Genomic DNA, 26388 nt, shown 5'->3' with positions numbered 1-26388 from the left:
CTTGGGTTTGGCAACTTCCCATCGAGTCCGTCGAATGCATTCGGACCGGTGACGATGGGCGTCGTGGAAGATTTCCAACGGGCCTACGGCCTGGAAGTAACCGGCCTGCCGACAGAAGAAATGCTTCAGCTGATTTCTGAAGAACTAAAACCTTCAACCTCTACTTTTGTAGGTGAGTTTTATGATGGCGCTCGTGGTGAATACATTCGTGAATTAAAAATAAACTTAACTAATTTAGGATTCGGCAATTTCCCATCGAGTCCGTCGAATGCGTTCGGACCGGTAACGATGGGCGTTGTGGAAGACTTCCAGCGAGCATATGGACTTGATGTGACAGGACTACCAACTGATAACATGCTTCATATAATATCAGAAGAATTAAACGCGTTTTATGATGGTGCTCGCGGAGAACACGTCCGCGAATTAAAAATGAATTTGACTACACTTGGTTTTGGTAACTTTCCATCGACCCCATCAAATGCTTTCGGTTCGGTGACAATGAGTGTAGTCGAAGATTTCCAACAGTATTATGGCATGAGTGTTACAGGTATGCCCGATCAACAAACATTAGATCGAATTCAAAGCACATTGAATTCTCCTTACTCAAATGGGCAACGAGGAGACCATGTTCGAGAACTAAAGCTGAATTTGACAAAATTGGGATATGGCAATTTCCCTTCTAACCCTTCCACAGGGTATGGCTCTGTAACCGCAGGAGTTGTTAGGGACTTTCAAGCGGATAACGGTCTTGTCGTAAACGGAATTGGCGATGATCCAACGCTTGAAACGATCTCCACGATGCTTGAAGATGTTTCGATGACGGGAGTCGTGACTGCGACTTCATTAAATGTTCGCAGCGGTCCAAGCACGAGTTTTGGAGTAGTTGGATCATTAGCTAACGGTACAGTTGTTACAATCGTCGGCGAACAAAACGGCTGGTATCAGATCAGCTTCAACGGCGGCACTGCTTTCGTATCCGGCAGCTTTATCGATACGAGCGCTGCTCCGGATCCTGGCGGAGATTTCAACGGCTCACACCAGGTTGCCTATACGAACGGTTCTTCTTTAAACGTTCGCTCCGGTCCAGGAACGTCACACGGTATTTTAGACAACCTAGGCTCGAACACGCGAGTTGAAATTTTGTCGACACACAGCTCCGGATCTGCCAACAGCTGGCACCAGATCCGCTATGATGGCAATAAAACCGGCTACGTTTCTGCCGGGTATGTACAACTGGCTACGAAAACACCAGCAAGCTCCGGACCGCTTGCCGGCCGCACGGTCATTATTGATGCCGGCCACGGCGCTCAGGACCCGGGAGGCATTGGCGGCGGCATGCGGGAAAAGGATGTCGTACTTGATATCAGTCTTCGTGCGGAAGAACTGCTTCGTGCAGCAGGTGCTGAAGTGATTATGATTCGCCGCACCGATATCTTCCTATCACTGAGCCAGCGGGCGTTTATCGCGAACCGCTCCGGCGCAGATGCATTTCTAAGTGTTCACACGAACGTATTTAATGGTTCGGCCAGAGGAACGGAAACGTTCTGGCACAGCCGCTTCCAGGCATCAAACAGCGAAAGACTCGCTCACGTGATGCAGGACAATACGGTTGCGAAGATGGGGACTCATTACCGCCGAGTGGATCACGGAAATTACCACGTGATTCGCGAGACACAGATTCCAAGCGCACTGCTTGAAATCGGCTTTAAGGATTACGCCCCTGATGCGGAAAAGCTGCGCTCTGACGCATATCGCCAGCGTGCAGCAGAAGCAATTCGAGACGGGTTCATCCAATATTTTAATTAAACAAATCCCACTTCCTGAAAAGTCAGGGGGTGGGATTTCGTTTTACTTTAATACTTTTCTTAGCGGAGCGGAGGCTTTCCAATACTTACTGTTGATTAAATCCTCTTTCCATTTATTCCACTCTTGAATTTCTTGCTGCAATTGTTTAATTTTCTTTCTTTGGCTTCTCTTTTTCTTATTCAATTCAGAAACTGATTGTTCCAAATTGTTTATGTTCATTTCAATCTTTTGAATCTCATGTTCTTTGGATTCTATTTCCTGTTTTAATCGGCGTACTCGTTTACGTAGGTTTCTTATCTTCTTCTTACTAGTTGCCGCTGAAGGGCTTACTTTCAAAAGATCAATTTCCTTAGAAGCCTTTAATCTAGCTATTTCTTCAAATATAGCGGTAGTAAAGTCGCCAAGAACCGGTTTCTGCGAAGCAAGTTGATATAACCAAGTCGCTCCTCTAAAATTAGCCTCCAAGAATATGGGTTCACCTTCACTCCCTACCGCAATGTCCCACGATACAAAGTGATGATGAAGTACTTTTTCATGAAGCTTCTTCACAAAATGAATATACTCATCAAAATTAGGAATGACATGATTTGTATTTTCAAAATCAAAGCCTGTTGTAGGATGTTTTTTCATTACGTGAGCATGCTCATCTACGGCTTGCTTAAGAAATTCCCCATCATCAGATATGCCGACACACACACCTCCCGTGCCGGCATTATCCTGAACAGCTCCCCCCGTACCAAATCTAGCAAATGTTAAACAATAGTGGATCTCATTATTCCACCTCAGTGTAACCATCCTTAAGGTATTAACTGACTCCGGGTGCGGTTCAGCCATAACCGGATGTTGTTTTATTACTTCTTGAACGATAAAATGGGAGCCCACTTCATTTTCCAATTCCTTCAAGGAAATCTTTTTATCTCCAGTATACAGAGATTTGTTCGAAATTCTTATTTTTTTAATCCCCATACCATTATCTCGATTGCTAGGCTTTACAATAGCTTCTTTACTTTTCAACATAATGGATTCAGCCTCTTGCCTCGATAACGGTCGATTGTGTCCATTGTAGTATTTATAGTCAATTCGCTTTAAATATGTCTCGGGAGATCGTTCTGCTTGGAATAATATATCATATAAATTTTTATCACTATAGCTGTCTTTCATCGACATGTCGTTAAGAAAAGGCATAACAATATCCCACATTACCCTTTGAGGAACTACTCTTTTTTCAGCATATCCAGAGACGTTTTGGAATGCAGCATGAATGGAGGTATCAACTTCTTCATCTAGAAAAGGCTCCCAATATGTTTTAACGGTTTCTTGTAAGAATGTTTCATCTATCTCTTCAAGTAAGCCAGCTTCTTGATATCGTTTAAAAGCTGGTTCATCTGTTCGTATTCCTAATGTCGAAAATGTATTGTTATTTTTCTCCACTTACTCCACAATCCTTTCTTTAACAAAAATCATCTATGATTATACACCTTTAAGTCCATTTGTCCCATACAGCGTCCATCTCGACCGCAGCTCAAAGGGATGCTCAGACGGCAGTGCGTCGGCTTCCTGGATGTCGAGCCACACCTGAAGCGGCTCCTGCAGCTGCTGCTCGCTCTGTACATGCGCAGAGGCAATCGTTTCCCACAGCCCCGGCTGATCGTCGTAGTCGTTCCACGGGTAGACGACGTGCAGATACGAGCGATCTTTCGTATCGATTTTCGTCAGCATGTAGCGGGTTCCTGTGGCGTTTTCGTAAAAGCGCCACGTGTTCAGGTTTTCAGGACTGAAGAGAGCATCTGTCGCCGGAAACGGATAGTAGCACTCGTATGGAAAAACCCCGCCTGCTTCCAGAAACGTTTCGCGGAGCCAGCTCCGTTTTCGATCGCCTTCCGTTATTTCCTGCCACGGTGTATGACCGTTTGCAAGTTCGCTCACATCATCGGCAGCAGCAATTTGCAAGGTAGCCTGCTGATTCAGTCCAATATTGGCCAGTACTTTTCTGGCAGGGGTGTTTTGTTCTTCAGTGTTGCCGCCGACCCAGTGAATGTGAGGCTGCGCGAGCGCTTCCTCTTTAACGTGGCTCATGAGCGTTGTCGCAAACGAACGGCCCCGATAGCGCCTGTCACTCCGTAAACGCCCGAGCATCGCGTAGCGGCCTGCAAAGACCGTATAACCGGCGGTACTGATCAGCCTGTCATCTGTAAACAAGCCGTACATTTCACTTCGCCCGCCCGTCAGCCGCTCAAATATACGGGCGACATAATCATCCTCTATACCGGTATCCATGCTTCGGTAGAGGTCAATGTCCTCAAATGTAAGCGTCCGGATCGAATAGTCCATCATACAAGCTGCCTCCCTGCTTCAAAGGTTTCTCTATCCAGTATAGCGGATTCAGGAAATGACAGGAAGAGATACGGTGTTTAGCTGATGGGATCATCGTTTACCACATAAGGGTGGTTCCCCGGAGAGAAACACGGCTGTCATACGCAGCTTGAAGCGTTTCGCCCGTGCCGACTGGACAGGTGCTTTGAAGCTTGTGAACAAGCTTTAAAGTGGTTCTTTCTTCCCCAACGTTCTCTGTTTTTAAACGATCACAAGCAGCGCTCCAAGAAACTTTAAAAATAATTCGTAAAAAGTTATCGTTTTATGTTTAACAACCCCCGTCCCGGGGAACACCTCTACTAAGAGTTGAAACCACCACTTTCATCTCTCCCCCCTATCATTTTTGATAGAAAAAATGCCGGCAATACTTAGTTATTCTGGCGAAGGAATAAGGCAGTCTGCACCTCCGTCCCAAGGTGCATGGCTGCCTTTTCCTTTTGGTTCACTTCGTAATGAACAAAGAACCCGCGGCGCTTATGCGCTGCGGGTTCTTATTTTAGTGGCGGCGTGTGCCGAGGTAGCGCTGGCTCCAGTAGCTGGAGCTCAGGCTTGCGATCGTAACGCCTGTAGAGCTGCCGGCATGAATGAACTGGCCGTTTCCGATGTAAATCCCGTTATGGGACGGACCGGACGTGTACGTTTCGAAAAAGACGATATCGCCGACGCGTCGGTTCGAGCTTGAAACGTGTGAACCGGCTGCATGCTGCTGCGCAGCGGTTCGCGGCAGATTTTTGCCGTTCTGTTTAAACACGTACTGGATAAAGCCGCTGCAGTCAAAGCCGGCTGTTGTCGTACCGCCCCAGCGGTACGGCACGCCGATCAGCGCTGAAGCGTCAGCAATCAGGTTGGTGACATTAAAGCCTCCGCCTGAGCTTCCTGGTGTTGCGTTGCCCTGGTGGATCGAGGAAACCTCCTCCAGCTTGTTCCACGTTGATGTAGTAACAATGCCGTCAGCCGTCAGTCCCCAGCGCTGCTGAAACTGTGTCACGGCGCGCTTTGTAACATCCCCAAAATAGCCGGTTGAAGTCCCGGAGAAAAATCCGGCTGCTTTCAGGCGGTCCTGCAGCTCACGCACGTTATCGTTTCGGGCACCATGCTGGAGCACCGTATTCGAAGACGAACCGCTTGAGGCATTGCTGCCGCCGCTGCTTCCGGACGAACTTCTCGGGCTGGCATTCTCGAGCGCACGAAACGTCTGCGGTCCGGCAACGCCGTCCACGCCGATTCCTGCAGCCCGTTGAAAATCACGGACAGCCTGCTGTGTCTGCGGTCCGAACGTCGATGAAATCGGCCCGCTGTAATAGTTCAGGTCCGTCAGAGTTCTCTGAAGTGAACGAACTGCCTCACCTGTTGAACCAGAGCGAAGCGTTGCGGTACTCGTCGAGCTTCCGGAGCTGGATGATCCGGACGATGTGTTACTCGATGAGCCGGAGCTTCTTGGACTTGCATTATCAAGAGCACCGAACGTCTGCGGTCCGGCGATTCCGTCCACTCCGATACCGGCAGCACGCTGAAAATCGCGGACAGCCTGCTGGGTCGCAGAATTATAGCTGCCGTTTACGCTGCCGCTGAAGTAGTTCAGCTCCTTCAGACGGTTTTGCAGATTGCGCACCTGTTCTCCGGATGAACCAGATCGTAAAATCGTGGAGCTGCTTCCGGATGAAGAGCTACCTGAAGAAGAGCCTGAGGAAGCGTTCACTTCCCGATTCAGCTGGCCAAGCGTCTGCGGTCCGGCAATGCCATCTACAGACAGATTGCGAGCACGCTGAAAGTCGCGGACGGCGTCACGCGTCGAATTACCGTAGCTTCCCGTCGTATGCGACTGCTTATAAAAGCCAATTTTGCCGAGATTGATCTGCAGCTGTTCTACTGCACTGCCGGAAGATCCCGGACGCAGCACCTGTGACGCGTTCATCTGCGCAGCTGAAGCACTGGAAATGCTCTTCTGGGAGGAGGAGCCTGACGAGCTGCTGGAGCTGTTCGAACTGCTGCTGGAGCTAGAGGAGCTTGACGTGCCCAGTGCTCCGAACGTCTGCGGTCCGGCGATCCCGTCCACCTGCAGGTTGTTGGCACGCTGATAATCCATGACTGCCTGTCTGGTAAGAGGCCCAAAGACGCCATCTACGGTGTATGTATAGTGGCCCTTTTCTTTAAGCTTTTCCTGCAGGGTGCTGACATCACTGTTCGACATCCCGACTCGAAGCGTCTGATCTCCAAAAGCTGCTTCTGTTACGGCTGGAGCGGCAAACATCACCCCGGTGGCTGCGACTGTTGAGACGACGGCTGTTCTGACACTGCTCATTTCCACTTTCATTCGGCAATCCTCCTTCAGCTATTACGAAAATTCCATCAGTTGAGCGACATAAATTGGCATAGAACTCAATCAAAATATATATGAAAAGATAAAACCTCTTCTATTATCGGTGATTTAGACCAGGTCTTAACAGTTCCAAACGTCCCATTTTCAGAAAATTCTCGAGCGCCTAAAAACAGGAAATTTGTTGCTGATTTTGAGGTTTGATTATGGCGGTTAATTGGGTATGCAGACGCACCCAGGGCACTTGAAACATTCGTTTTAAACACAAATAACCCCCTGCGTCAAAAGGGGTTAAGACGCAGGGGGAGAAAAACAGCTGAGCTTACTCAGCGTCTTCTTCCATTTCGTTTTCTTCCATGTTATCTTCTGCAGGATCTTCTTCGTTCATGGCGTCATCTTCTTCCATGTTATCCTCTGCAGGGTCTTCCTCCATATTGTCTTCTTCATTCATCGCGTTGTTTTCTTCTGCAGGATCTTCTTCCATGTTGTTCTCTGCAGGATCATTCTCCATGTTGTCTTCTACATCTGCGTTATCCTCGACTGGAGTCGTGTTGTTTTCAGCTGGATCGTTTTCAAGACCATTGTTCGCATCGTTGCCGCCGCATGCTGCGAGCATTCCAACTGCAAATACGCTTGTAAGAATAGATAGGCTTAACTTTTTCTTCATTGTTAATTCCTCCTGAGTTTGGATCTTGATTATCACGCTCATCCGCCGCATGTCCTGCGTGGACTGAGGTTATCATACCGTGCAGAAGTACCTGCTTCAATAGATTCTGTGTGTTTTGCAAACTGTTCCACGATCTGCGACAATGTTGTGAAAAAATGCACGTTCAATCGTGGGAAAGTGTACGAATCACCGCATGCTGAGAAAGCAGTGATGGAAACTTTGCTTTCCTGCTTTTGATAAAGGTGACGTTTTGTCTGCGAAAGTTGAACATTTTGCCGCTGCAACTAATGCTTTTTTCGTTATAACAGTCTTACGTTGATGCTCGTGAACATTTGCCCGCCGAGGTTAATGCTTTTGCGGCAAAAGTTAAACACTTTCCCAAAGCCCGGAGCCAGCTCCCGCATCTATCGAGGTGACCCGCTGCTATGTTTTTACCCGAGCAGCGGAAATCACCGGACAGCCCTTTCCGAACAAACTAAAAAGCCTCTCCACAATAGGAGAGGCTCAAAGGTGTTACATATCCGCGTCGTTATCTTCCATACCGTCGTTTTCCATGCCGTTATTCTCCATTGGCTCGTTTTCGATTTCATTTCCTTCCATATCTCCGCAGGCGGCAAGTGCTCCGACTGAAAACATTGATGCAAGTGCTGTAACCATCAGTTTCTTTTTCATGTTTACCACTCCTTTGTAGAATTTAAGAAAATAATTTATCTCAACGGGCTGTAAACAACCCGGTGAATGAACCATCACGTTTCATCTGCTTCATTGACCGGTTCGTTGAGACCTTCGTTCATGTCAGCATCATTATCGATCATCGGATCTTCATTGACGTTTTCCGACTCCAGATTTTCGGCTCCGTCACCGCAGGCAGCCAGCGTAAGCAGGGCTGCTGCAGCAAAGGTGACAACGGATATACGCTTCATATGCGTTCCCTCATTTGTGTGAAAAGGACTCGATTTTAGTAGTCTTCGTTGTCCTCATCGTTCATATCGTCATTCATGTCATCTTCCATGTCGTCATCCATATCTTCATTCATGCCATTATCTTCGGCATCGTCATTCATGTCATCTTCCATGCCGTCATTTTCCATGTTATCTTCGGCATCATCTTCCATGCCGTTGTCTTCCATACCATCATTGTTTTCCAAACCGTCATCTTCCATGTCGTTCTCCATACCGTTGTTTTCCATGCCGTTGTTACCGGCTGGGTCGTTGGCTGGGTCGTTTTCAGCGTTATCTCCGCACGCTGCGAGTGTACCGATTACGAACATACTTGAAAGTGCGCTAATCATCATCTTTTTCTTCATTATGAATTCCTCCTTGGAATAATTGCGTTTTTTATCACAGGCGCCGGTTCTTCTCTCCCGGCCGCTCTGTTCTGTCTATTACCTTCTCCCTCTTCAGTAAAACGCATCTAAACGGGATTGGACAATCTCCCACATTCCTCTCATAAAGTACCAAAGTCTCAGAAAAGCGGCAGCAGGTTCTTTTTCAGTCATTCCGGTTCACCAGCCCGCCTGCTTTCTTCCCTGTATCAGTTCGGTTTCCGGTACGTTCCTCCGCATTCTGTTTACCGTTGATGGAATTTGGTACGCAAAAAGCCGGGGAGCGTCCCCGGCTTTCGTCCCTTTTATTCAGCTGTCTCCCAGCGCAAACATAAGCTCGGCTTCTGCCACGAGCTTGCCGTCGACCTTGGCCTGGGCTTTTCCTTTGCCGACTGGCCCGCGCAGCCGTGTGATTTCTACTTCCAGCTCCAGCTGATCGCCCGGCTTCACCTGTCCTTTAAACCGGCAGCCGTCAATCCCCGCAAAAAATGCCAGCTTGCCGCGGTTTTCTTCCTTCTTTAAAATAGCTACTGCGCCGACTTGAGCGAGCGCTTCAATGATGAGCACGCCGGGCATCACCGGATAGTCCGGAAAGTGGCCGTTGAAAAATTCTTCATTGGCCGTTACGTTTTTCAGACCGACTGCCCGCTTCCCTTCTTCGACCTCTAAAACCCGGTCGATAAGCAGAAAGGGATAGCGGTGCGGAATGATCTCTTTTATTTCTTCTGTTGAAAGCATATGTATCCATCCTTTCGGTTCGTTTGACGCATAAAAGGGTGTCAGCTGCCGCCGTCACCCTCTGTGTCTCCATAAATAATATCATAAATATGCTGCCATGTTTCCGGCTCGAAAATTTCCATCGGATCGGTCCCTTCGCCGATGATCGTATAGCCGATCATCGCGCCGACGACAGCCGATACGGCGATCAGTACAAGTGCGAGCACGATACGAAGCCAGATCGGCACCCAGCGGATCGGCCGCCAGAACCACCCGCCGCGCTGCTTCTTTTCCTTTACCGCAGGCTCTTCTGCCGGCTTGTTGTGCTGTTGTTCCTCTTTTCCGCTGGACGTGCGGTATTTGGTTTCATCATTCATACGTATCGATGCTCCCTGTCTTTCAAGCTGTTCCTGTTAACGCAGGTTCGTGACCATTCCCATCATCTGGTCGGTCATGTTTGCAGCGCTGGCGTTGAACTGATAGTGGCGCTGCGCGGCGACCATATCACTCATTTGCTTCGCGGTATCCACGTTTGCCATCTCAAGCGCCTGCTGCTGGACGACCTGTGCCCCGTTTCCATCAGCGAGAACGTCGGCTTCAGCGACGCCAAGCTCCTCTAAATCCGGGAAAGAGACGATGCCTGCGCCCTGCTGTTCAAGCAGCTGCGGCTTCGTAATTTCAACCGTCTGCAACGCTCCGGCTGCGATTTCCGTCCCGTCTTCATCCGTTACAAAGATACCACCCGTTTCATCAATCCGCAACCCGGAATGATTTTCAGGAATCGCTGCTGGGGTTCCGTCTGCTGCGAGAACATACTCGCCCTCCCCGTTCACTAGCTGATTCGTGCCGTCTCCCGCGGGGCTGAGGTAAAACGCGCCGTCTCTTGTAAACCGGCGTGTTCCATCATCGGCTGCCGCAAGCTCAAAGAAAAAGCCCGGTTCCGTGATCGCTGTATCGAGATCCCGTCCTGTCTGCTGCAGCGTCCCCTGCTCGAAGCGGATCGCAGTCTGGGCGACACCGGCGCCGCTGCCACGTCTGATCCCGGCCGGCGTGTCCCGCCCTTCTTCATAAGGTCCGACGCGCTGATTCTGCACTTGGCGGAACATCAGATCGGCAAAGGAGGTGTCTCTGCGCTTAAAGCCAGTCGTATCCGAGTTAGCCAGGTTGTGACCGACGTTGTCGAGTTTATACTGAATCTGGCCCATCGTCACCGCTGAATTTATCATCGACTGGTTCATGAATTCCCTGCCTTTCGCTACTGAACGCGGCCGATGTCATTCACGGCGCGCTCCAGGCTCTGATCATAGGCCTGCAGCATTTTTTGATTTGCTTCAAACGTTCGCATCATGTTCATCATTTCCGTCATCGTCTGCCTTGAATCAACGTTGGATCGTTCAATGAAGCCCTGCTCCAGCGTATACGGCGCTTCTTCGTTGCCGACTGCCGTTACCGCTGCTTCCTCTCCTTCATATGCAAACAGTCCTTCGCCTTCTTTAACGAGCTGGGCCGCTTCCGGGATCACCACGATGCTCAGCTGGGCAATCTCATTGTCATCAGCGTCGAGCACCTGGCCTTCAGGCGTGATCGTGATCTGTTCGCTGCCGGCTTCTATTTCATTTCCGTCCGTATCCAGTATGTAGTTACCGGAAGGAGTCGTTAAAAAGCCTTCTGCATCAACCGTAAAGCTGCCGCTCCGCGTATAACGCGCCCCATCTTCTGAAGCCGTTTCGAACATGAGCGCGGCTCCTTCCGGAAGCGTCCCTTCAAGCAGCGCCACATCGAGACTGTTTCCCGTCTCCTGCACGTCGCCCTGGCGGAAATTCGGCGTCCGCTCCTGCATGTAGACGCCGGTAGCAAGCGCTCCGATCCGGCCGTGCGGGCCGTTTCCTCCTCTTGCTTCGAGAAGCATGTTCGGGAATGTCCGCATCGAAGCCTGATCGGCTTTATATCCGGGCGTTTCGGCATTGGCCATATTATTAGTCAGCATTTCCTGGCGGCGCTGCTGGGCGATCATGCCGGCCCCCGCCGTGTAAAGTCCTCTCAGCATCGTGACAGATTCCTCCTTATTGGATCAGCGGTTGCGGCGGACTTTATCGAGGTTCTCGAGTAAAATTCCGGTACCCTTTGCGACGCACTGCATCGGTTCTTCTGCGACAAAAACGGGTACGAGCAGCTCTTCACTCAGCAGTTCATCAATACCGTGCAAATACGCTCCTCCGCCTGTGATCGTAATTCCTCTGTCTATAATATCGGCAGAAAGTTCAGGAGGTGTAATTTCCAGTACCGTTCTTGCTGCCTGCACAATGTGGGAAACGGATTCTGACATCGCCTGCTTGACTTCCTGGGCTGTCACAGTGATCGTTTTCGGAAGTCCGGTGACCATATCCCGGCCGCGAATCTCCATATCCCCTTCGCGTCCCTCGGGGGAAACAGTGCCGATTTCTTTTTTGATCAGCTCGGCCGTACGTTCGCCGATCATGAGCTTATGCTTCTTTTTAATGTGAGTTAAAATGTCCTGATCGAAGCGGTCGCCAGCTACACGGATCGATTCCGCTGTGACGATATCTCCCATTGACAGGACCGCAACATCGGTCGTACCGCCTCCGATATCGACGACCATGTTACCGCTTGGCTGCCAGATGTCCATCCCGGCTCCAACAGCAGCTACTTTTGGTTCTGCTTCCATATAAATCTGCTTGCCGCCGCTTTTTTCAGCCGCTTCCCGGATCGCCTTCTGCTCGACGGAGGTGATGTTTGTCGGGCAGCAGATTAAAATCCGCGGCTTGGAAAACCAGCCACGCATGTTGATTTTTTGCAAGAAGTGCCGCAGCATCGCTTCTGTCGTATCGAAGTCTGCGATAACCCCGTCTTTTAACGGACGGATCGCGACAATGTTTCCAGGCGTGCGGCCTACCATGTTAAACGCTTCTTCTCCGACTGCGAGCACCTGCCCGGAACCGGTTTCAATGGCAACAACAGACGGTTCATCGAGAACGATGCCCCGGCCTTTCACATGTATCAATACATTAGCAGTTCCTAAATCGATCCCGATATCTCGTCCAAACATGTAGCTAAGCCTCCTAAGAAATATGTACTCCCGCTCTTTAGACAGGATTTGCATGCGTGCATACAAATCCGCTCATTCTATCATTTTACCATAAGACGGGAATCGACAGCTATTTCTTTTATCGGAAATACCCGGGTCTTTCGTTCCGTCTGCGGCTGCTTGGAAATAAAATTGGCATCTATGCCAAAAGATGGATTTTCTGAACATTTTGTTATCTTATTGAAAGATCGGGTACTAGTAAACCGTTCGTGCTTGATAACCTACAAAGGAGTGAAGATGATGTTCCAACGTTTTGACAAGCTGCAAATTGATCTTCCGACCCCTGACAAAGCAGATCCGAAAGCCGCGGCAGCCGTTCAGGAGCTGATGGGCGGACGTTTTGGCGAAATGTCGACTTTGATGAACTACATGACCCAGTCCTTTAACTTCCGGCGCAAAAAGAAGCTGAAGCCGTTTTATGATTTGATCAGCAGTATTTCCGGTGAGGAGCTCGGCCACGTAGAGCTCGTTTCCGCAACGATTAACTCTCTCATGGAAGGCGCAACGGATGACAGTCCGGACCCGGATGCTCCGCTTGCAAACGGCCTGGACGGGCCGAACCTCCACCACTTTATCGTCAACGCACAGACGAGCATCCCCGGTAACTCCATGAACATCCCCTGGCAGGGCGACTATGTATTTAACAGCGGTACACTCGTGCTGGACCTTCTCCACAATTTCTTCTTGGAGTGCGGAGCCCGTACACATAAAATGCGCGTCTATGAAATGACGAGCCATCCGGTGGCCCGGGAAATGATCGGCTATCTGCTTGTGCGCGGGGGTGTGCATACGCTCGCTTACGCAAAAGCCCTTGAAGAGCTGACCGGCGTCGATGTGAAGAAGATGATGCCGATCCCGGATCTCGATAACAGTAAATATGCAGAAGCAGAAGCATTTGAAATGCAGGGTCTGCACCGTAAACTGTTTACGTTCAGTCCGGACGACTACCGGGATATTGATAAAATATGGGTCGGGAACCATCCGGATGACGGCAAGCCGCTGGAAGTGGAAATCGGCATGCCGGAGGGCGGCGAAAAGCCGGACTTCGAAGCGAAGACGGAAGAATTCGCACCAGGCTATGACGTTGATTATTTCTATGACATCGCGAAAAAGCTGCAGGACCGCATGTAAACGCACGAAAAAGAAGCCAGACGGGGGTGATGCACCTCGTCTGGCTCTTTTTGTGCTGTTCCTGGCAATATTTCCCGGGAAATGAAAAGCCCGGGCACCTGGCCCGGGCTCTTGCTGAATAAGTGCGGTATGAATGAAATTACGCCTTAAAGCTGACTGTTTCCTCTGACGCTTCAACCGTAGCCGCTGCTTCTTCGTGCTGTGCTTCTTCCATATCTTCTACTCGCTCAATGTCTGCACCGAGAGCGAGAAGCTTTTCCGTAAAGCCAACGTAGCCGCGGTCAATATGCTTCAGCTCCGTCACGCGCGTCCGGCCCTCTGCGACCAGACCTGTGAGAACGAGTGCAGCACCTGCGCGGAGGTCCGTAGAGGCTACTTCTGCTCCCTGCAGTGCAACTGGTCCGTTTACGATTGACGTACGTCCCTCAATTTTAATATCTCCGTTCATGCGGCGGAATTCCTCCACGTGCATGAAGCGGTTTTCAAACACCGTTTCTGTGATCACGCTGTTGCCCTCTGCGATAAGCATCATCGCCATCATCTGCGACTGCATATCGGTCGGGAAGCCAGGATGCGGCATCGTCTTGATATCGACTGCCTTCAGCTTTTCCGGTCCGATGACGCGGAGGCCGGTTCCCTCTTCTTCAATGTGAACACCCATCTCTGTCATCTTTGCAATGACTGGACGAAGATGCTCCGGCAGAACGTTTTCCACCAGCACGTTGCCGCCGGTGATGGCGGCAGCTGCCATGTACGTTCCTGCTTCGATACGGTCCGGAATAATCGTGTGATCAGCACCGTGGAGTTCTTCCACGCCGTCGATGCGGATCGTGCCTGTACCGGCACCGCGGACTTTTGCGCCCATCGCGTTCAGGTACGTTGCGAGGCAGACAATTTCAGGCTCTTCTGCCGCGTTCTCAATGATCGTCGTGCCTTCAGCCATGGAGGCTGCCATCATAATGTTTTCCGTTGCGCCAACGCTTGGAAAGTCGAGATAGACCTTGTCGCCTTTAAGTCGGCCGTCCACTTTCGCTTCGATAAAACCGTTGCCGATTTCCACTTCCGCTCCCATTGCTTCGAAGCCTTTTAGATGCTGGTCAATTGGACGGGATCCGATTGCGCATCCGCCTGGAAGTGCAATGCGGGCGTGGCCTTCACGTGCAAGGAGCGGGCCCATAACGAGAAAGGATGCGCGCATTTTCCGCACGTATTCAAACGGTGCTTCTACTGCGAGATTCCGTTCAGCGTTCACCTGAATGTGATTCGATCCATTATAGTCGACATCAGCGTTCAGATTGCGGAGCACCTCACTGATCGTATACACATCTGCAAGTGCCGGAACGTCGTAAATGTTGCTCGTCCCCTTGCTGGCAAGAATCGATGCTGCGATAACCGGCAGTACAGCGTTTTTGGCTCCTTCAATTCGCACGGAACCGCTCAGACGCTGGCCGCCTTGTACAATAATTTTTTCCAATGCTTTCCCCTCCGTATCCATGTTGCGTTTTACAACTGGTAGTCGTGCCGCTTCTTATTAATTACAACGTTTAAAGACAGTGTCTGGTTCATTTTAAAGCTGTTTTTTTCTGCGCGTTGATAGAGCAATGCTGTACCCCTGTACAACAATGCATTGTTCCGGCATCATAGTAGCTGATGCAGCCGGCATGTTCCCCGGTTCATGATGGTGCCGTACGATTGATATGTACGGGTCTCTAGTCGGCCGGTCAAAACATATAGCGCAGGGATGTTGCCCAGTTCAGGTAGTTCAGAATAAATCCGGTTACCAGATGGGTCAGTGCAAGCGTCGTCAGAATCATCAATGTTTTCACTTTGATCCCGTCAGGATCTTTGACAAATACATCAAATCGAAAGGACTGGATACACCACCAGACGATGACAAGCACCATCAGACTGATTAAAATGCTGAACAGTGACTGCTGTCCCAGTGATTCAAACATCATCTCATACCCTCCGAATACGCTCTGCTGTGCGATTTCTTGTGAAAGTCTGCACGAACCCCAGACTGGCACAAACTCTATCATAACGAAAAATCGTGCTGGCGAAAACCGCATTTAAGCATAAATCGAAAGAAAATGCTAGGTATTTGGAACGATTTTCGGACACATTTGCCAATTTTGCTGATAGTTGCACAGAAAAGCCAGAAAACAGCGCTATTTTGCCTAAAAAGGACTTAATACTCTCATTCACTATTTTCAGCAAATTTAACCCTCTTTTTGTCATTAAACTGTAATATCTGCTGAAAGAAGCCGCTCTATGAGGCAAAGGAAGCGTTTCATCCTGATGCTGCATCTCATTAGACGAGTTATGGTTCGAGACGTTTCACTTTATCGGATATTTTACGGGAAGTTTGGAATATTTTCTTTCATGGAGAGGTTGGATCAGCGGTTCGGGGATGCTCGGGCGGACATCCATCCGGCGAATTTCAGCGCCCGCTGTTTTAGCGGAACGTTTTTATTTCAGGCGTCGAACTTATTAAACGGAGCCGTAACCTTATCATTTGGGGGCTTAAACTTTTCATTCTGGCCGGGAAACGTATTAGTGTTATCATCCGGCGTTCGCTATACAGAAAATCTGTTCATTTCCTCTCGTAAAGTTATCATTCTCCAGGGCAACTTATCATTTCTGCCCGCCCATAGAAAAAACCGGACACCTGGTAAGGCGTCCGGTTTTCTTTTTAACCCTGGGCGACGTCGAGTCGGTTCAACGCGCGCTTTAATGCCAGCTCGGCGCGGCGGAAATCAATGTTTTCCTTTTTCGCCTCTTGGAGTCGGCGCTCGGCGCGTTCCTTCGCGGCGCGGGCCCGGGTAATATCAATGTCAGACGGCAGCTCTGCGGATTCAGCAAGCACGTTGACCTCATCGCCGCGGACTTCCATGAAGCCGCCGCTCAGTGCGATGAGCTGGACCTTGCCATCCTGCTTGAGGCGGACTGGTCCGATATCGAGCGGAGTGACGAGCGGAAGGTGGCGCGGCAGGATGCCGAGCTCTCCTTCGATCGTTCTCACGCTGATCATGTTCACTTCTCCGTCAAATACGGTGCCGTCTGGAGTGACGACGTTCGCTTGCATCGTACTCACCGGTCACCCTCCTTCTCGAAAGACCGCCTTCTGTCATGAGACAGAAGCGGGCGCTTCGATTTGCTGATGGCTTCGTGCCGGCAGCTCGTGCCGGACGTGAGGCCGTGTATTAGGACATCTGCTTCGCTTTTTCGACAACCTCTTCGATACGGCCGACGAGACGGAAGGCATCTTCCGGAATGTCGTCGTATTTGCCTTCGAGGATCTCCTGGAAGCCTTTAATTGTTTCTTTAACCGGCACGTAAGAACCTTTCTGCCCGGTGAACTGCTCGGCTACGTGGAAGTTCTGCGACAGGAAGAACTGGATACGGCGCGCACGGGATACGGTCAGCTTGTCTTCTTCAGACAGCTCGTCCATACCAAGGATCGCGATGATATCCTGGAGTTCCTTGTACTTCTGCAGCGTTTCCTGTACTTCACGTGCCACCGCATAATGCTCATCGCCGACGATTTCCGGAGAAAGCGCACGGGATGTTGATGCGAGCGGATCCACCGCTGGATAAATACCCATTTCGGAAAGCTTACGCTCCAGGTTCGTCGTTGCATCAAGGTGTGCGAACGTCGTTGCTGGTGCAGGGTCTGTGTAGTCATCAGCAGGTACGTAGATCGCCTGGATCGATGTAACAGAACCTTTCTTCGTCGACGTGATTCGCTCCTGCAGCTGACCCATCTCCGTAGAGAGTGTCGGCTGATACCCTACCGCGGAAGGCATACGTCCGAGAAGGGCGGATACTTCCATACCGGCTTGAGTAAAGCGGAAGATGTTGTCGATAAAGAGCAGTACGTCTTTCCCTTCGTTATCACGGAAATGCTCTGCCATAGTGAGTCCAGTCAGGGCTACACGCATACGTGCACCCGGCGGCTCGTTCATCTGGCCGAAAACCATTGCCGTCTGGTTGATAACACCGGAATCCTTCATTTCGAAGTAGAGGTCGTTCCCTTCACGGGTACGCTCCCCTACGCCGGCAAATACGGAAATACCTTCGTGCTCCTGAGCGATGTTGTTAATCAGCTCCTGGATCAGAACGGTCTTTCCTACTCCGGCACCGCCGAACAGACCGATCTTACCACCTTTTACGTAAGGGGCAAGCAGGTCTACGACTTTGATGCCTGTTTCAAGAATAACCGTTTCCGTCTGAAGCTCATCATATTCTGGAGCTTGACGGTGAATCGGGTTGCGCGGTGCGTCTGCTGCAATTTCTTCATCGAGGTCGATGTTTTCACCGAGTACGTTGAAGACGCGGCCGAGCGTCACATCCCCGACTGGTACGGAAATAGGGCGACCTGTGTCGAGTACTTCTGTGCCGCGGACGAGTCCGTCTGTAGAGGACATCGCAACCGTACGGACTGTATCGTCTCCGAGGTGAAGCGCAACTTCGAGCGTCAGGTCAATGCTGACTTCGCCTTCTGTCTGCGCCTTCTCGGAAATCGTGATGGCGTTGTTAATGTTAGGCAGGTGGCCGCGCTCAAACTGAACGTCTACTACCGGACCGGTAACCTGCGTGACGCGTCCTTTCATCATGGTCTTTCCTCCTCCACCTTAGCTGTCTTAGCTTTGTGCTGCGGCTCCGCCGACGATCTCGTTGATTTCCTGCGTGATCGCTGCCTGACGGGCGCGGTTGTAGCTGAGTGTCAGTTCGCTGATGCGGTTGTCTGCATTATCCGTTGCAGAGCGCATCGCGGACATACGGGCACCGAACTCACTGGCCTTTGCATCGAGCAGGGAGCCGTAAATCAGGCTTTCTGCGTAGTGCGGCAGCAGCTTTTCGAGAATCGTTTCGGCATCCGGCTCGTACAGGTAGGAAAGGCGTCCGGAAGATTCCTCTTTCGGCTCCTCTGCCTCCTCTACAAGGCTTGTGAGCGGAAGCAGCTTCGCTTCTGTTACCTTCTGGCTGATCGCACTGATAAAGTGGTTGTAGTGAATGAACACTTCGTCAAACACTTCATCGGTAAACATCTGCACCGTTGTTTCCGCTATATTTTTAATCTCTGCATATTCCGGCTGGTCAGCGAGACCGACGATTTCCTGGACGATCGGCATGTTGCGCTTCTTAAAGAAGTCGCGGCCGACTTTTCCGATGACGACGAGACCGTACTCCTCCTCGGAGCTGTGACGCTCCTGGATCAGCTGGTACGTTTCACGGAGAAGTCCGCTGTTGTATGCGCCGCAAAGTCCGCGGTCGGACGTGATGACGATGTAGCCGGTTTTGCGGATTTCCTGTCTCTCCTGAAGCATCGGGTGGGACACATCTTCAGAGCCCTTGGCGATGCTTGCGACTACCTCACGGATTTTGGCCTGGTACGGCTGAAACTGTTCAGCTTTCCCCTGGGCACGATTAAGCTTGGCAGCGGAAACCATTTCCATGGCCTTCGTAATCTGCTTTGTCTTTTTCGTGGAGCCGATCCGCGTTTTAATATCCTTCAGAGATGCCAACGTTCTTCACCACCTTTACTGCGGAAAAGCCGGGGAGGACTGCCTCCCCCGCTGTCTTTACATTAGTTTGAGGACTGGAACGTCTTCTTGAATTCGTCAATCGCACCTGTCATCGCTTCGTCTTCTGCGAGCGCGCCGGTGTCCTTGATTTGAGACAGAAGATCTTTTTTATTGTGCTCGAGGAACGTGTACAGCTCCGCTTCAAAGCGGCGTACATCTTCCACCTCGATGTCGTCAAGGTGTCCTCGCGTCAGTGCGAACAGAATGAAGACCTGCTTTTCAACCGGAAGCGGCTGGTTGAGGCCCTGCTTGAGCACTTCTACTGTACGGGCACCGCGGTCGAGCTTCGATTTCGTCGAGGCGTCGAGGTCGGAACCGAACTGCGCAAATGCTTCAAGCTCACGGTAAGAGGCAAGGTCAAGACGGAGCGTACCAGCTACCTTCTTCATCGCCTTAATCTGGGCGGAACCACCTACACGTGATACGGAAAGACCTGCGTCAACGGCCGGGCGTACCCCGGAGAAGAAGAGGTTGGACTGCAGGAAGATCTGACCGTCTGTGATCGAGATCACGTTTGTTGGAATATAAGCTCCGATATCGCCTGCCTGTGTTTCAATGAATGGCAGTGCAGTCAGAGAGCCTGCTCCTTTGTCGTCGCTGAGCTTTGCAGCACGCTCAAGCAGACGAGAGTGAAGATAGAAAACGTCCCCTGGGAATGCTTCACGACCCGGCGGGCGGCGGAGCAGGAGGGAAAGCTCACGGTAGGCTGCTGCCTGCTTCGTGAGGTCATCGTAAATAACAAGCACGTGCTTGCCGTTGTACATGAACTCTTCACCCATGGAAACCCCGGCGTACGGCGCGAGGTAAAGAAGCGGTGCCGGCTGGGACGCACTTGCTGTAACGACGATCGTGTAATCGAGTGCGCCGTGCTGGCGAAGTGTTTCTACCACGCCTGCAACGGTTGATTCCTTCTGACCAATTGCGACATAAATACAGATCATGTCCTCTTCTTTCTGGTTGATGATCGTATCCATGGCAATCGCTGTTTTACCAGTCTGGCGGTCCCCGATGATCAGCTCACGCTGTCCGCGGCCGATTGGAATGAGGGAATCGATTGCTTTTACGCCTGTCTGAAGCGGCTCGTGTACGGACTTACGGTCCATGACACCAGGAGCGGCGCTTTCAATCGGGCGTGTTTTGGATGTTGCTACCGGGCCTTTGCCGTCAAGCGGCTGACCGAGCGGGTTGACAACGCGGCCGAGGAGCTCTTCCCCTACCGGTACTTCCATGATTCGTCCTGTACGCTTGACTTCGTCTCCTTCACGAATATCAACATACGGTCCGAGAATGATAATACCTACGTTGTTCTCCTCGAGGTTCTGGGCCATTCCCATGACACCATTGGAAAACTCGAGCAGTTCTCCGGCCATAACGTTCTCCAGGCCGTGAGCAACGGCGATCCCGTCCCCGACACGGATGACGGTACCGACATCATTTACTTCCATTTCAGATTCATAGCCTGCAATCTGCTGCTTCAGCAGCGAACTGATTTCATCGGCTCTGATGCTCATATATCGTTCACCCCTATCTACTGATGCCTGCAGTCATGCGTTCATGAATGCGTGCAAGCTGATTCGCGACAGTGCCATCATACACAGTATCTCCGATGCGTACGCGCAGCCCGCCGATGACGTCTTTGTCCGTAACATTATGGATCGTCAGCTTCTGCTTTCCAGAACGCTTGGCAAATACGTCTGCCACGGCGTTCTTTTCAGTTTCACTGAGCGGCTTGGCTGAATGTACGACCGCCTCAGCAACTCCCTGCGCTTCATATGTCAGCGCCTTGAAGTTGTCCGCAATGGCCGTAAACAGCGATTCACGCTGGTTGTCCACGAGAACCTTCAGCAGGTTAATCACCTGCTGGCTGACCTTGCCGGAAAAGGCCTGGTCGAGGATCTCTTTTTTACGGATGTTCGTCATCTTTGGATGGCGGAACACTTCGTCAAGAAGGTTCGTGTCCTGCGTAACCTGTGCTACGGTATCAAGATCTTCCAGAGTTGTGTCCAGCGTCCCCTGCTCCTGCGCCAGTTCAAACAGCGCAGTGGCATAACGCACACCGATTGGATGTCTCATCATAGGTCTTCGCCAACTTCTTTAAGTGTTTCCTGAATGAGTTTCTCCTGTTCCCGTTCATCCAGCTCTTTCTCGATTACCTTGGATGCGACAAGGACAGACAGGGTGGAAACTTGCTCACGAAGCGCGGAGATAGCCTGTGCTTTTTCTGTGTTGATTTCCTGTTTCGCGTTTTCTTTCATTCGTTCTGATTCACGGCGCGCGTTCTGCATGATGTCCGCCGCCTGGTTTTCACTTGATTTCTTCGCGTTTTCCACGATTTCTTTCGCTTCTTCACGCGCTGTCTGAATGGCGTCACGCTGCTCCTGCAGGTACTTTTCAGACTCTTCGCGGTTCTTTTCTGCCGTAGCGATCTGGTCCGCTACATGTTTTTCCCGCTTTTCCATCATTCCCATAACAGGACCGAAGGCAAATTTCTTGAGCAGGAGAAGCAGAACGAAAAATGCTGCTATTTGATAAAGCGCATTAATCCATTCAATTTCATTGATATCAAACAACAGGGTCGCCTCCTTTTTCCTAAGCTGTCTTGTGGGAAAAGGGAATCCAGACGAGCTGGACCCCTCTATCTACATAAGGAATGGCGAAGCGAGTTAAAACTTCTCCGCCAGTTAGAATGTGTTAACCTACATTTGACCAAGGAGCAGGAAGGAGATAACGATCGCAAAGATCGGAAGGGCCTCAACAAGCGGAATACCAATGAACATAACAGTCTGAAGCGGACCGCGCAGTTCCGGCTGACGAGTAACACCCTGAAGCGTGTTTGCAACAACAATAGCAACCCCGATACCACCTGCGATAGCTGCAAGTCCAGCTGCTAGACCAATACCAATACCAATAAGACCAATTTCAATCATTCTGAAAATCCTCCTTAGAATTATGTGTGATAGATGTATGAAGAATACGCCCTTGCAGGGTCATTATTCACGAAAATTAGTGTTCCTCGTTTACTTTGTGGGCCATGTACACCATCGTCAGCATGACAAAGATGAAGGCCTGAAGGGAACCAATGAAGACACTGAATGCCTGGAAAATAACGAGCGGCAGAAACGCACCGAACACCCAGAACAAACTTGACGTACCAAGGCCGACGAGCATGACGATAATAACTTCTTTCGCATAAATGTTTGCGAAAAGTCGCATACCAAGCGTGACCGTGTTGGAAAACTCCTCAATCAGCTTAAATGGTAATAAGAAGCCGACCGGACGGAGATAATCCTTTCCGTATTCTTTCGGACCTTTCAGCTTAATGCCGTAATAATGCGTCAGCAGGATCACGAACAGGGCAAGCGAAAGGGTCAGAACCGGATTTGATGTCGGGGAATTCCACCAGACGTAGTGCTCTCCGGCAGTCGCAAGCTCAAACGGAACACCCATCATGTTCGCAACGAACACGTAGAGGATGAGCGTGATGCCCAGCATAAAGAAATTTTTGCCGCGTTCCCAGTCCATCGTACTGCTGATGATGTTTTTGATAAACTGCACGAGATACTCAATGGCATTCTGCGCGCCGGTCGGATACATCTCAATGCGCCGTGTCATAAAGAATACGACGAAAAAGACGATGGTCATCGCTGCGGTTATCAGCAGAATGTTCGGCACGTTGACCGTCATCCACGGAATACCAAACAGATCGACCGTTAAGAATTGATTATCCAATCGTAAATTCACCTCTCTTTGATGCATTTCAGACGGTTCCGCTTTGCAAAAGCCGCACTACTGGAAATGTTTTTTTTGGAAAATGGGATCAATCAGAAGAATGACATACGTAACTGCGAGGCCTGCAATTACACCAATCATATCGAAATACTGGGGAAAAGCTTGCGCAATAACTAATGCGATGATGACACCAACCATCCTGCCGAGCGTTCCGATAGAAAACCTGTACCTGCCCGAAGCGTGCGAGTCGAGCACCCGCTTCGTCTGGAAATATGTACTGATGAGATTCAGCAGGCTAACCGCCGTACCGAATGCCATTCCAAGGAAAAACGTCGAAAACGACGTCACCGCAGCAGTCATGAGTAACAGGACGATGATAACCGCCGTGTAAATTGTGTAGCGTCTGGCAAGGTTATACATTATTGTCATCGTTGTCCTCCGTAAATCTCATCACTGTGGTGTAAATGCCGTACATCGCTGTGATCAGTCCTGCCAGAAGCAGAGTGATCAGAAAAACGCTGCCGGTTCCTAGCCATTGATCGAGCCATCTGCCACCAAAGACACCTACCAATACCGCTCCTATTATATAGGAGGATATCGTCGACATAAGCGCAAAGGCTTTCAAAACGGATCGATAAGGTGATCGCTTTGGCTCGTTCGGCATACCGCATGACTCCCCGCTCACAAAAAAATGGATTGTTCACCCGATACCCTTAGTCATCGTACAACACGCCCCCCTGTCTGTCAACACAGTGAAAACGTCAACAATGCCGACGTATCAAGGGCTTGTGCAATGTCCGACTGCCTCGTCAGAACCCCTCGGATTCCGTCCCAAACCTTTTTCGCACGCCTCCTATTATACATAAGATTGTGAAAAATGTCTTTTATATGTGGGAGAAAATTAAATGTGAATTTTTTGTGAAGAATCAGGCTCTCTGCCTGTGACAGCAGGAATTCTGCCGGCTTACAGGAAAATCCATTCGGCAGATAAGCCAGAATGTGGTTTACGATTGTATAAAGAGGGTAGGAAAATTGCTATTTTGAAGAAGAACACGGTTTGCGGTGTCGGCAGCAGGCGCTTATTTGGGCGGTGCAGAAAAAGTTGAATGTTTGCATGCTGAAGTTAATCATTTGCCGGGTGTAAATGATGCTTTTTTCGTTATAACAGTCTTACGTTGATGCTCGTGAACAGCTGCCTGCCAATGATAAAGCTTTCAGAGGAAAAGTTGAAGCTTTTGCAGGCAATGTTGATGATTTACTCCGAAAAGTTGAACACTTTCATTAATCGTTTTTCACTATAAAAAAAGCAGAAGCCCTCGTACAGAGCTTCTGCCTTGCGACTTTTACTTTGTTCCAAACAAACGGTCGCCGGCATCGCCGAGACCTGGAACAATATAGCCTTTTTCATTCAGCTTTTCATCAAGTGCTGCGAGGAAGATATCCACATCAGGGTGGGCTTCCTTCATCGCTTCGACGCCTTCCGGTGCAGCGACGAGGCACATAAGCTTAATGTTTTGAGCGCCGCGCTTTTTCATGACGTTGATCGCTTCGATCGCCGATCCGCCTGTGGCAAGCATCGGGTCAACGACGATAAAGTCACGCTCGCTCGTGTCCTTTGGAAGCTTCACGTAATATTCGACCGGCTTGAGCGTTTCCGGGTCACGGTAGAGACCGACGTGGCCGACCTTTGCAGCTGGAATAAGCTCCAGCATGCCGTCTACCATGCCGAGACCGGCGCGCAGAATTGGAACGATGCCAAGCTTTTTGCCGGCGATCGTGTGGCACGTTGCTTCTGCCACCGGCGTCTGCACCTGTACTTCCTGAAGCGGCAGCTCGCGGGTGATTTCGAACGCCATGAGACCGGCAATTTCATTTGTCAGCTCGCGAAATTCCTTCGTGCCGGTCTTCTCATTGCGGATGTAAGAAAGTTTATGTTGAATCAACGGGTGGTCAAACACGTATACTTTTGCCATCATTTTCACGCTCCTCAGCTTCGTTTCCTTTGCGTATTCTACCGTACCAGGGCCCTCTCTGCAAGAGCTGATCACGCATGCACCTGCCAAATGAACGGCTCGCGCTGCTTGAAGAGCAGCATAAACCTGGTCTTCTTTGCCCCGCAGCGCTTGCCACCGCTGCTTCGTCCCTTTCTTTTCCATAAAAAAGGGGCCGTCCTCCACGATGGATGGACAGCCCCGAAACAGGGCTCAGCGCCTATTCGTCTTCGTACATTGGGAAGGCAGCAGTCAGCTTCGCCACGCGGCTGCGCGCTTCTTTGAGCACTGCTTCGTTTTCCGGATCCTTCAGTACAGAAGCGATGATTTCGCCTACTTCTGTCAGCTCCTGTTCTTTGAAGCCGCGGGAGGTGACCGCTGCTGTACCGATACGGATACCACTTGTGACAAACGGGCTTTCCGGATCGAATGGAATGGCGTTTTTGTTCGTCGTAACGGCCACTTCATCGAGCGCTTTTTCCGCTACTTTTCCTGTCAGGTTCAAGCTGCGCAGATCGAGCAACACGAGGTGGTTGTCGGTGCCGCCGGAGACGAGATCGATCCCGTTGTCCGTGAGCGCCTTGCCGAGCGCTGCCGCATTTTTCTTCACCTGCTGGGAATACGTTTTAAAGTCGTCACGAAGCGCTTCGCCGAATGCGACAGCTTTCGCGCTGATGACGTGCATGAGCGGTCCGCCCTGCAGACCAGGGAAAATCGCTTTATCGAGCTTTTTACCGTACTCTTCTTTGGCGAGAATCATACCGCCGCGCGGTCCACGAAGGGTTTTGTGCGTTGTCGTGGTCACAAAGTCCGCATACGGCACCGGGTTCATGTGGTCGCCTGTTGCGACAAGTCCTGCGATGTGGGCCATGTCGACCATCAGGTATGCATCGACTTCGTCCGCGATTTCCTTAAAGATGCTGAAGTCAATTTCACGCGGATAGGCGCTTGCACCGGCAACAATCATCTTCGGCTTGTGCTCCTTCGCCAGCTCGCGCACCGTATCATAGTTGATTTTACCGGTGTCCGGCTCGACGCCGTAGCCGACAAACTCATACTGCTTTCCGCTGAAGTTGACCGGGCTTCCGTGCGTTAAATGTCCGCCGTGGTTCAGATCCATGCCGAGCACTTTGTCGCCGTGCTCCAAAAAGGCAAAGTAAACAGCCATGTTCGCCTGGGCGCCGGAGTGCGGCTGCACGTTGGCATACTCTGCCCCAAACAGCTGCTTGGCGCGGTCCCGCGCGATATTTTCGACGGTGTCTACGTGCTCACAGCCGCCGTAATAGCGCTTCGCCGGATATCCTTCTGCATATTTGTTCGTGAGAACCGATCCCTGCGCTTCCATTACTGCACGAGATACAAAGTTCTCGGATGCGATCAGCTCGATGTTATCGCGCTGACGCTTCAGTTCCAGCTCCATTGCCTCAAAAAGTTCCGCGTCCTGTGCCTTTACATGACTAAGTGCCTGCTTATCGATCGTTGTCATTATACATGGACCCTCCCTAAGCTCTTCGTAATTAGCTTGATACTGCCCTTCATTTTAACGCCTACCGCGAAAATAAGCAAAGGAATTTGCACTCGTCTGACGAATGAACACGCTTTCATTCTGTTTTTTCTTAAAAAACAGCTGATTCGCGTG

The 26388-nt window shown here is 50.6% G+C and carries 29 protein-coding genes; 2 read left to right on the top strand and 27 right to left on the bottom strand.

All coding sequences use genetic code 11. The features are described 5' to 3' along the window. A partial coding sequence (locus ACSZLD_RS11430; protein WP_444685234.1) for a peptidoglycan-binding protein occupies positions 1-1806 on the top strand: 1806 nt, incomplete at its 5' end. A gap of 42 nt (positions 1807-1848) precedes the next feature. On the opposite strand, the gene ACSZLD_RS11425 is transcribed toward ACSZLD_RS11430, so the two are convergent. The 13 genes from ACSZLD_RS11425 to ACSZLD_RS11365 all read right to left on the bottom strand — a co-directional run bounded on the left by ACSZLD_RS11425 (position 1849) and on the right by ACSZLD_RS11365 (position 12271). Then, complete coding sequence (locus ACSZLD_RS11425; protein ID WP_444685233.1) at positions 1849-3237, bottom strand: sugar-transfer associated ATP-grasp domain-containing protein; 1389 nt, start codon at positions 3235-3237, stop codon at positions 1849-1851. 39 nt (positions 3238-3276) lie between these two features. Further along, positions 3277-4140 carry a GNAT family N-acetyltransferase gene (locus tag ACSZLD_RS11420; protein ID WP_444685232.1) on the bottom strand — a complete coding sequence of 288 codons (864 nt, stop codon included), beginning with the start codon at positions 4138-4140 and terminating at the stop codon, positions 3277-3279. A gap of 535 nt (positions 4141-4675) precedes the next feature. After that, a complete protein-coding gene (locus tag ACSZLD_RS11415) occupies positions 4676-6493 on the bottom strand; it encodes a C40 family peptidase (RefSeq protein WP_444685231.1) in 1818 nt (605 codons plus the stop codon). 65 nt (positions 6494-6558) lie between these two features. After that, on the bottom strand, positions 6559-6762 hold the full coding sequence (locus tag ACSZLD_RS11410; protein ID WP_444685230.1) for a hypothetical protein: 204 nt from the start codon (positions 6760-6762) through the stop codon (positions 6559-6561). A 56-nt stretch (positions 6763-6818) separates the two neighbouring features. Continuing rightward, complete coding sequence (locus tag ACSZLD_RS11405; protein ID WP_377910401.1) at positions 6819-7163, bottom strand: hypothetical protein; 345 nt, start codon at positions 7161-7163, stop codon at positions 6819-6821. A gap of 513 nt (positions 7164-7676) precedes the next feature. Next, positions 7677-7835, bottom strand: a complete 159-nt coding sequence (locus ACSZLD_RS11400) for a hypothetical protein (RefSeq protein ID WP_168005937.1) — start codon at positions 7833-7835, stop codon at positions 7677-7679. Positions 7836-7909: 74 nt separating this feature from the next. After that, complete coding sequence (locus ACSZLD_RS11395; protein WP_444685229.1) at positions 7910-8086, bottom strand: hypothetical protein; 177 nt, start codon at positions 8084-8086, stop codon at positions 7910-7912. A 35-nt stretch (positions 8087-8121) separates the two neighbouring features. Further along, complete coding sequence (locus tag ACSZLD_RS11390; RefSeq protein ID WP_444685228.1) at positions 8122-8469, bottom strand: hypothetical protein; 348 nt, start codon at positions 8467-8469, stop codon at positions 8122-8124. Between the two features lie 327 nt (positions 8470-8796). Then, positions 8797-9225: a 3-hydroxyacyl-ACP dehydratase FabZ gene (gene fabZ, locus ACSZLD_RS11385; protein WP_444685227.1), complete on the bottom strand. Its 429-nt coding sequence runs from the start codon at positions 9223-9225 to the stop codon at positions 8797-8799. Between the two features lie 41 nt (positions 9226-9266). Next, positions 9267-9581, bottom strand: a complete 315-nt coding sequence (locus tag ACSZLD_RS11380) for a DNA-directed RNA polymerase subunit beta (RefSeq protein WP_377910397.1) — start codon at positions 9579-9581, stop codon at positions 9267-9269. 36 nt (positions 9582-9617) lie between these two features. Further along, positions 9618-10442: a flagellar hook-basal body protein gene (locus tag ACSZLD_RS11375; protein WP_444685226.1), complete on the bottom strand. Its 825-nt coding sequence runs from the start codon at positions 10440-10442 to the stop codon at positions 9618-9620. A gap of 17 nt (positions 10443-10459) precedes the next feature. Then, positions 10460-11251 carry a flagellar hook-basal body protein gene (locus tag ACSZLD_RS11370; protein WP_444685225.1) on the bottom strand — a complete coding sequence of 264 codons (792 nt, stop codon included), beginning with the start codon at positions 11249-11251 and terminating at the stop codon, positions 10460-10462. A 24-nt stretch (positions 11252-11275) separates the two neighbouring features. Continuing rightward, positions 11276-12271, bottom strand: a complete 996-nt coding sequence (locus ACSZLD_RS11365) for a rod shape-determining protein (RefSeq protein ID WP_377910394.1) — start codon at positions 12269-12271, stop codon at positions 11276-11278. 279 nt (positions 12272-12550) lie between these two features. Here ACSZLD_RS11365 and ACSZLD_RS11360 point away from each other — a divergent pair, with 279 nt between their 5' ends. Next, positions 12551-13441 carry a manganese catalase family protein gene (locus ACSZLD_RS11360; protein WP_444685224.1) on the top strand — a complete coding sequence of 297 codons (891 nt, stop codon included), beginning with the start codon at positions 12551-12553 and terminating at the stop codon, positions 13439-13441. Positions 13442-13580: 139 nt separating this feature from the next. On the opposite strand, the gene murA is transcribed toward ACSZLD_RS11360, so the two are convergent. From murA to glyA, 14 genes are all read right to left on the bottom strand, one after another. Beyond that, on the bottom strand, positions 13581-14915 hold the full coding sequence (gene murA / locus ACSZLD_RS11355; RefSeq protein WP_444685223.1) for a UDP-N-acetylglucosamine 1-carboxyvinyltransferase: 1335 nt from the start codon (positions 14913-14915) through the stop codon (positions 13581-13583). Positions 14916-15162: 247 nt separating this feature from the next. After that, complete coding sequence (locus ACSZLD_RS11350) at positions 15163-15399, bottom strand: DUF1146 domain-containing protein (RefSeq protein WP_377909154.1); 237 nt, start codon at positions 15397-15399, stop codon at positions 15163-15165. A gap of 734 nt (positions 15400-16133) precedes the next feature. Beyond that, positions 16134-16526: a F0F1 ATP synthase subunit epsilon gene (locus ACSZLD_RS11345; protein ID WP_168006024.1), complete on the bottom strand. Its 393-nt coding sequence runs from the start codon at positions 16524-16526 to the stop codon at positions 16134-16136. 118 nt (positions 16527-16644) lie between these two features. Next, complete coding sequence (atpD, locus tag ACSZLD_RS11340) at positions 16645-18057, bottom strand: F0F1 ATP synthase subunit beta (RefSeq protein ID WP_377909153.1); 1413 nt, start codon at positions 18055-18057, stop codon at positions 16645-16647. Positions 18058-18084: 27 nt separating this feature from the next. After that, positions 18085-18969: an ATP synthase F1 subunit gamma gene (gene atpG, locus ACSZLD_RS11335; protein ID WP_377909152.1), complete on the bottom strand. Its 885-nt coding sequence runs from the start codon at positions 18967-18969 to the stop codon at positions 18085-18087. 62 nt (positions 18970-19031) lie between these two features. After that, the gene (gene atpA, locus ACSZLD_RS11330; RefSeq protein ID WP_377909151.1) at positions 19032-20540 is read right to left on the bottom strand and encodes a F0F1 ATP synthase subunit alpha; all 1509 of its coding nucleotides are present in this window, start codon (positions 20538-20540) and stop codon (positions 19032-19034) included. Positions 20541-20553: 13 nt separating this feature from the next. Beyond that, the gene (locus ACSZLD_RS11325) at positions 20554-21102 is read right to left on the bottom strand and encodes a F0F1 ATP synthase subunit delta (protein ID WP_444685222.1); all 549 of its coding nucleotides are present in this window, start codon (positions 21100-21102) and stop codon (positions 20554-20556) included. Further along, positions 21102-21599 carry a F0F1 ATP synthase subunit B gene (gene atpF / locus ACSZLD_RS11320; protein ID WP_168005917.1) on the bottom strand — a complete coding sequence of 166 codons (498 nt, stop codon included), beginning with the start codon at positions 21597-21599 and terminating at the stop codon, positions 21102-21104. Before atpF ends, ACSZLD_RS11325 begins: the two co-directional genes overlap by 1 nt. Positions 21600-21725: 126 nt before the next feature. Then, on the bottom strand, positions 21726-21956 hold the full coding sequence (gene atpE / locus ACSZLD_RS11315; protein WP_205774536.1) for a F0F1 ATP synthase subunit C: 231 nt from the start codon (positions 21954-21956) through the stop codon (positions 21726-21728). Positions 21957-22032: 76 nt separating this feature from the next. After that, positions 22033-22758, bottom strand: a complete 726-nt coding sequence (gene atpB, locus ACSZLD_RS11310) for a F0F1 ATP synthase subunit A (RefSeq protein ID WP_377909149.1) — start codon at positions 22756-22758, stop codon at positions 22033-22035. Between the two features lie 57 nt (positions 22759-22815). Then, positions 22816-23187 (bottom strand): ATP synthase subunit I, encoded by a 372-nt coding sequence (locus ACSZLD_RS11305; RefSeq protein WP_444685221.1) that lies wholly within the window; start codon positions 23185-23187, stop codon positions 22816-22818. Further along, positions 23171-23422, bottom strand: coding sequence for an AtpZ/AtpI family protein (locus ACSZLD_RS11300; protein WP_444685220.1), 252 nt, complete (start codon positions 23420-23422; stop codon positions 23171-23173). Before ACSZLD_RS11300 ends, ACSZLD_RS11305 begins: the two co-directional genes overlap by 17 nt. Positions 23423-24101: 679 nt before the next feature. After that, complete coding sequence (gene upp / locus ACSZLD_RS11295; RefSeq protein ID WP_168005910.1) at positions 24102-24731, bottom strand: uracil phosphoribosyltransferase; 630 nt, start codon at positions 24729-24731, stop codon at positions 24102-24104. A 238-nt stretch (positions 24732-24969) separates the two neighbouring features. Next, positions 24970-26235 (bottom strand): serine hydroxymethyltransferase, encoded by a 1266-nt coding sequence (gene glyA / locus ACSZLD_RS11290; protein ID WP_377909147.1) that lies wholly within the window; start codon positions 26233-26235, stop codon positions 24970-24972. Positions 26236-26388: the final 153 nt, after the last annotated feature.

It is taken from the genome of Alkalicoccus luteus, from assembly GCF_052061695.1.
Taxonomy (GTDB): Bacteria; Bacillota; Bacilli; order Bacillales; family Salisediminibacteriaceae; genus Alkalicoccus; species Alkalicoccus luteus.
This window is presented reverse-complemented; position numbering and strand designations above follow the sequence as displayed.

What these genes read in the sequence shown, in the direction of transcription:
- ACSZLD_RS11420 (WP_444685232.1), bottom strand. Translation starts at nt 4,140, where the DNA reads ATGATGGACTATTCGATCCGGACGCTTACATTTGAGGACATTGACCTC.
- ACSZLD_RS11415 (WP_444685231.1), bottom strand. Translation starts at nt 6,493, where the DNA reads ATGAAAGTGGAAATGAGCAGTGTCAGAACAGCCGTCGTCTCAACAGTC.
- ACSZLD_RS11405 (WP_377910401.1), bottom strand. Translation starts at nt 7,163, where the DNA reads ATGAAGAAAAAGTTAAGCCTATCTATTCTTACAAGCGTATTTGCAGTT.
- ACSZLD_RS11400 (WP_168005937.1), bottom strand. Translation starts at nt 7,835, where the DNA reads ATGAAAAAGAAACTGATGGTTACAGCACTTGCATCAATGTTTTCAGTC.
- ACSZLD_RS11395 (WP_444685229.1), bottom strand. Translation starts at nt 8,086, where the DNA reads ATGAAGCGTATATCCGTTGTCACCTTTGCTGCAGCAGCCCTGCTTACG.
- ACSZLD_RS11390 (WP_444685228.1), bottom strand. Translation starts at nt 8,469, where the DNA reads ATGAAGAAAAAGATGATGATTAGCGCACTTTCAAGTATGTTCGTAATC.
- fabZ (WP_444685227.1), bottom strand. Translation starts at nt 9,225, where the DNA reads ATGCTTTCAACAGAAGAAATAAAAGAGATCATTCCGCACCGCTATCCC.
- ACSZLD_RS11380 (WP_377910397.1), bottom strand. Translation starts at nt 9,581, where the DNA reads ATGAATGATGAAACCAAATACCGCACGTCCAGCGGAAAAGAGGAACAA.
- ACSZLD_RS11375 (WP_444685226.1), bottom strand. Translation starts at nt 10,442, where the DNA reads ATGAACCAGTCGATGATAAATTCAGCGGTGACGATGGGCCAGATTCAG.
- ACSZLD_RS11370 (WP_444685225.1), bottom strand. Translation starts at nt 11,251, where the DNA reads ATGCTGAGAGGACTTTACACGGCGGGGGCCGGCATGATCGCCCAGCAG.
- ACSZLD_RS11365 (WP_377910394.1), bottom strand. Translation starts at nt 12,271, where the DNA reads ATGTTTGGACGAGATATCGGGATCGATTTAGGAACTGCTAATGTATTG.
- ACSZLD_RS11360 (WP_444685224.1), top strand. Translation starts at nt 12,551, where the DNA reads ATGTTCCAACGTTTTGACAAGCTGCAAATTGATCTTCCGACCCCTGAC.
- ACSZLD_RS11350 (WP_377909154.1), bottom strand. Translation starts at nt 15,399, where the DNA reads ATGATGTTTGAATCACTGGGACAGCAGTCACTGTTCAGCATTTTAATC.
- ACSZLD_RS11345 (WP_168006024.1), bottom strand. Translation starts at nt 16,526, where the DNA reads ATGCAAGCGAACGTCGTCACTCCAGACGGCACCGTATTTGACGGAGAA.
- atpD (WP_377909153.1), bottom strand. Translation starts at nt 18,057, where the DNA reads ATGATGAAAGGACGCGTCACGCAGGTTACCGGTCCGGTAGTAGACGTT.
- atpA (WP_377909151.1), bottom strand. Translation starts at nt 20,540, where the DNA reads ATGAGCATCAGAGCCGATGAAATCAGTTCGCTGCTGAAGCAGCAGATT.
- ACSZLD_RS11325 (WP_444685222.1), bottom strand. Translation starts at nt 21,102, where the DNA reads ATGAGACATCCAATCGGTGTGCGTTATGCCACTGCGCTGTTTGAACTG.
- atpE (WP_205774536.1), bottom strand. Translation starts at nt 21,956, where the DNA reads ATGATTGAAATTGGTCTTATTGGTATTGGTATTGGTCTAGCAGCTGGA.
- ACSZLD_RS11305 (WP_444685221.1), bottom strand. Translation starts at nt 23,187, where the DNA reads ATGACAATAATGTATAACCTTGCCAGACGCTACACAATTTACACGGCG.
- ACSZLD_RS11300 (WP_444685220.1), bottom strand. Translation starts at nt 23,422, where the DNA reads ATGCCGAACGAGCCAAAGCGATCACCTTATCGATCCGTTTTGAAAGCC.
- upp (WP_168005910.1), bottom strand. Translation starts at nt 24,731, where the DNA reads ATGGCAAAAGTATACGTGTTTGACCACCCGTTGATTCAACATAAACTT.
- glyA (WP_377909147.1), bottom strand. Translation starts at nt 26,235, where the DNA reads ATGACAACGATCGATAAGCAGGCACTTAGTCATGTAAAGGCACAGGAC.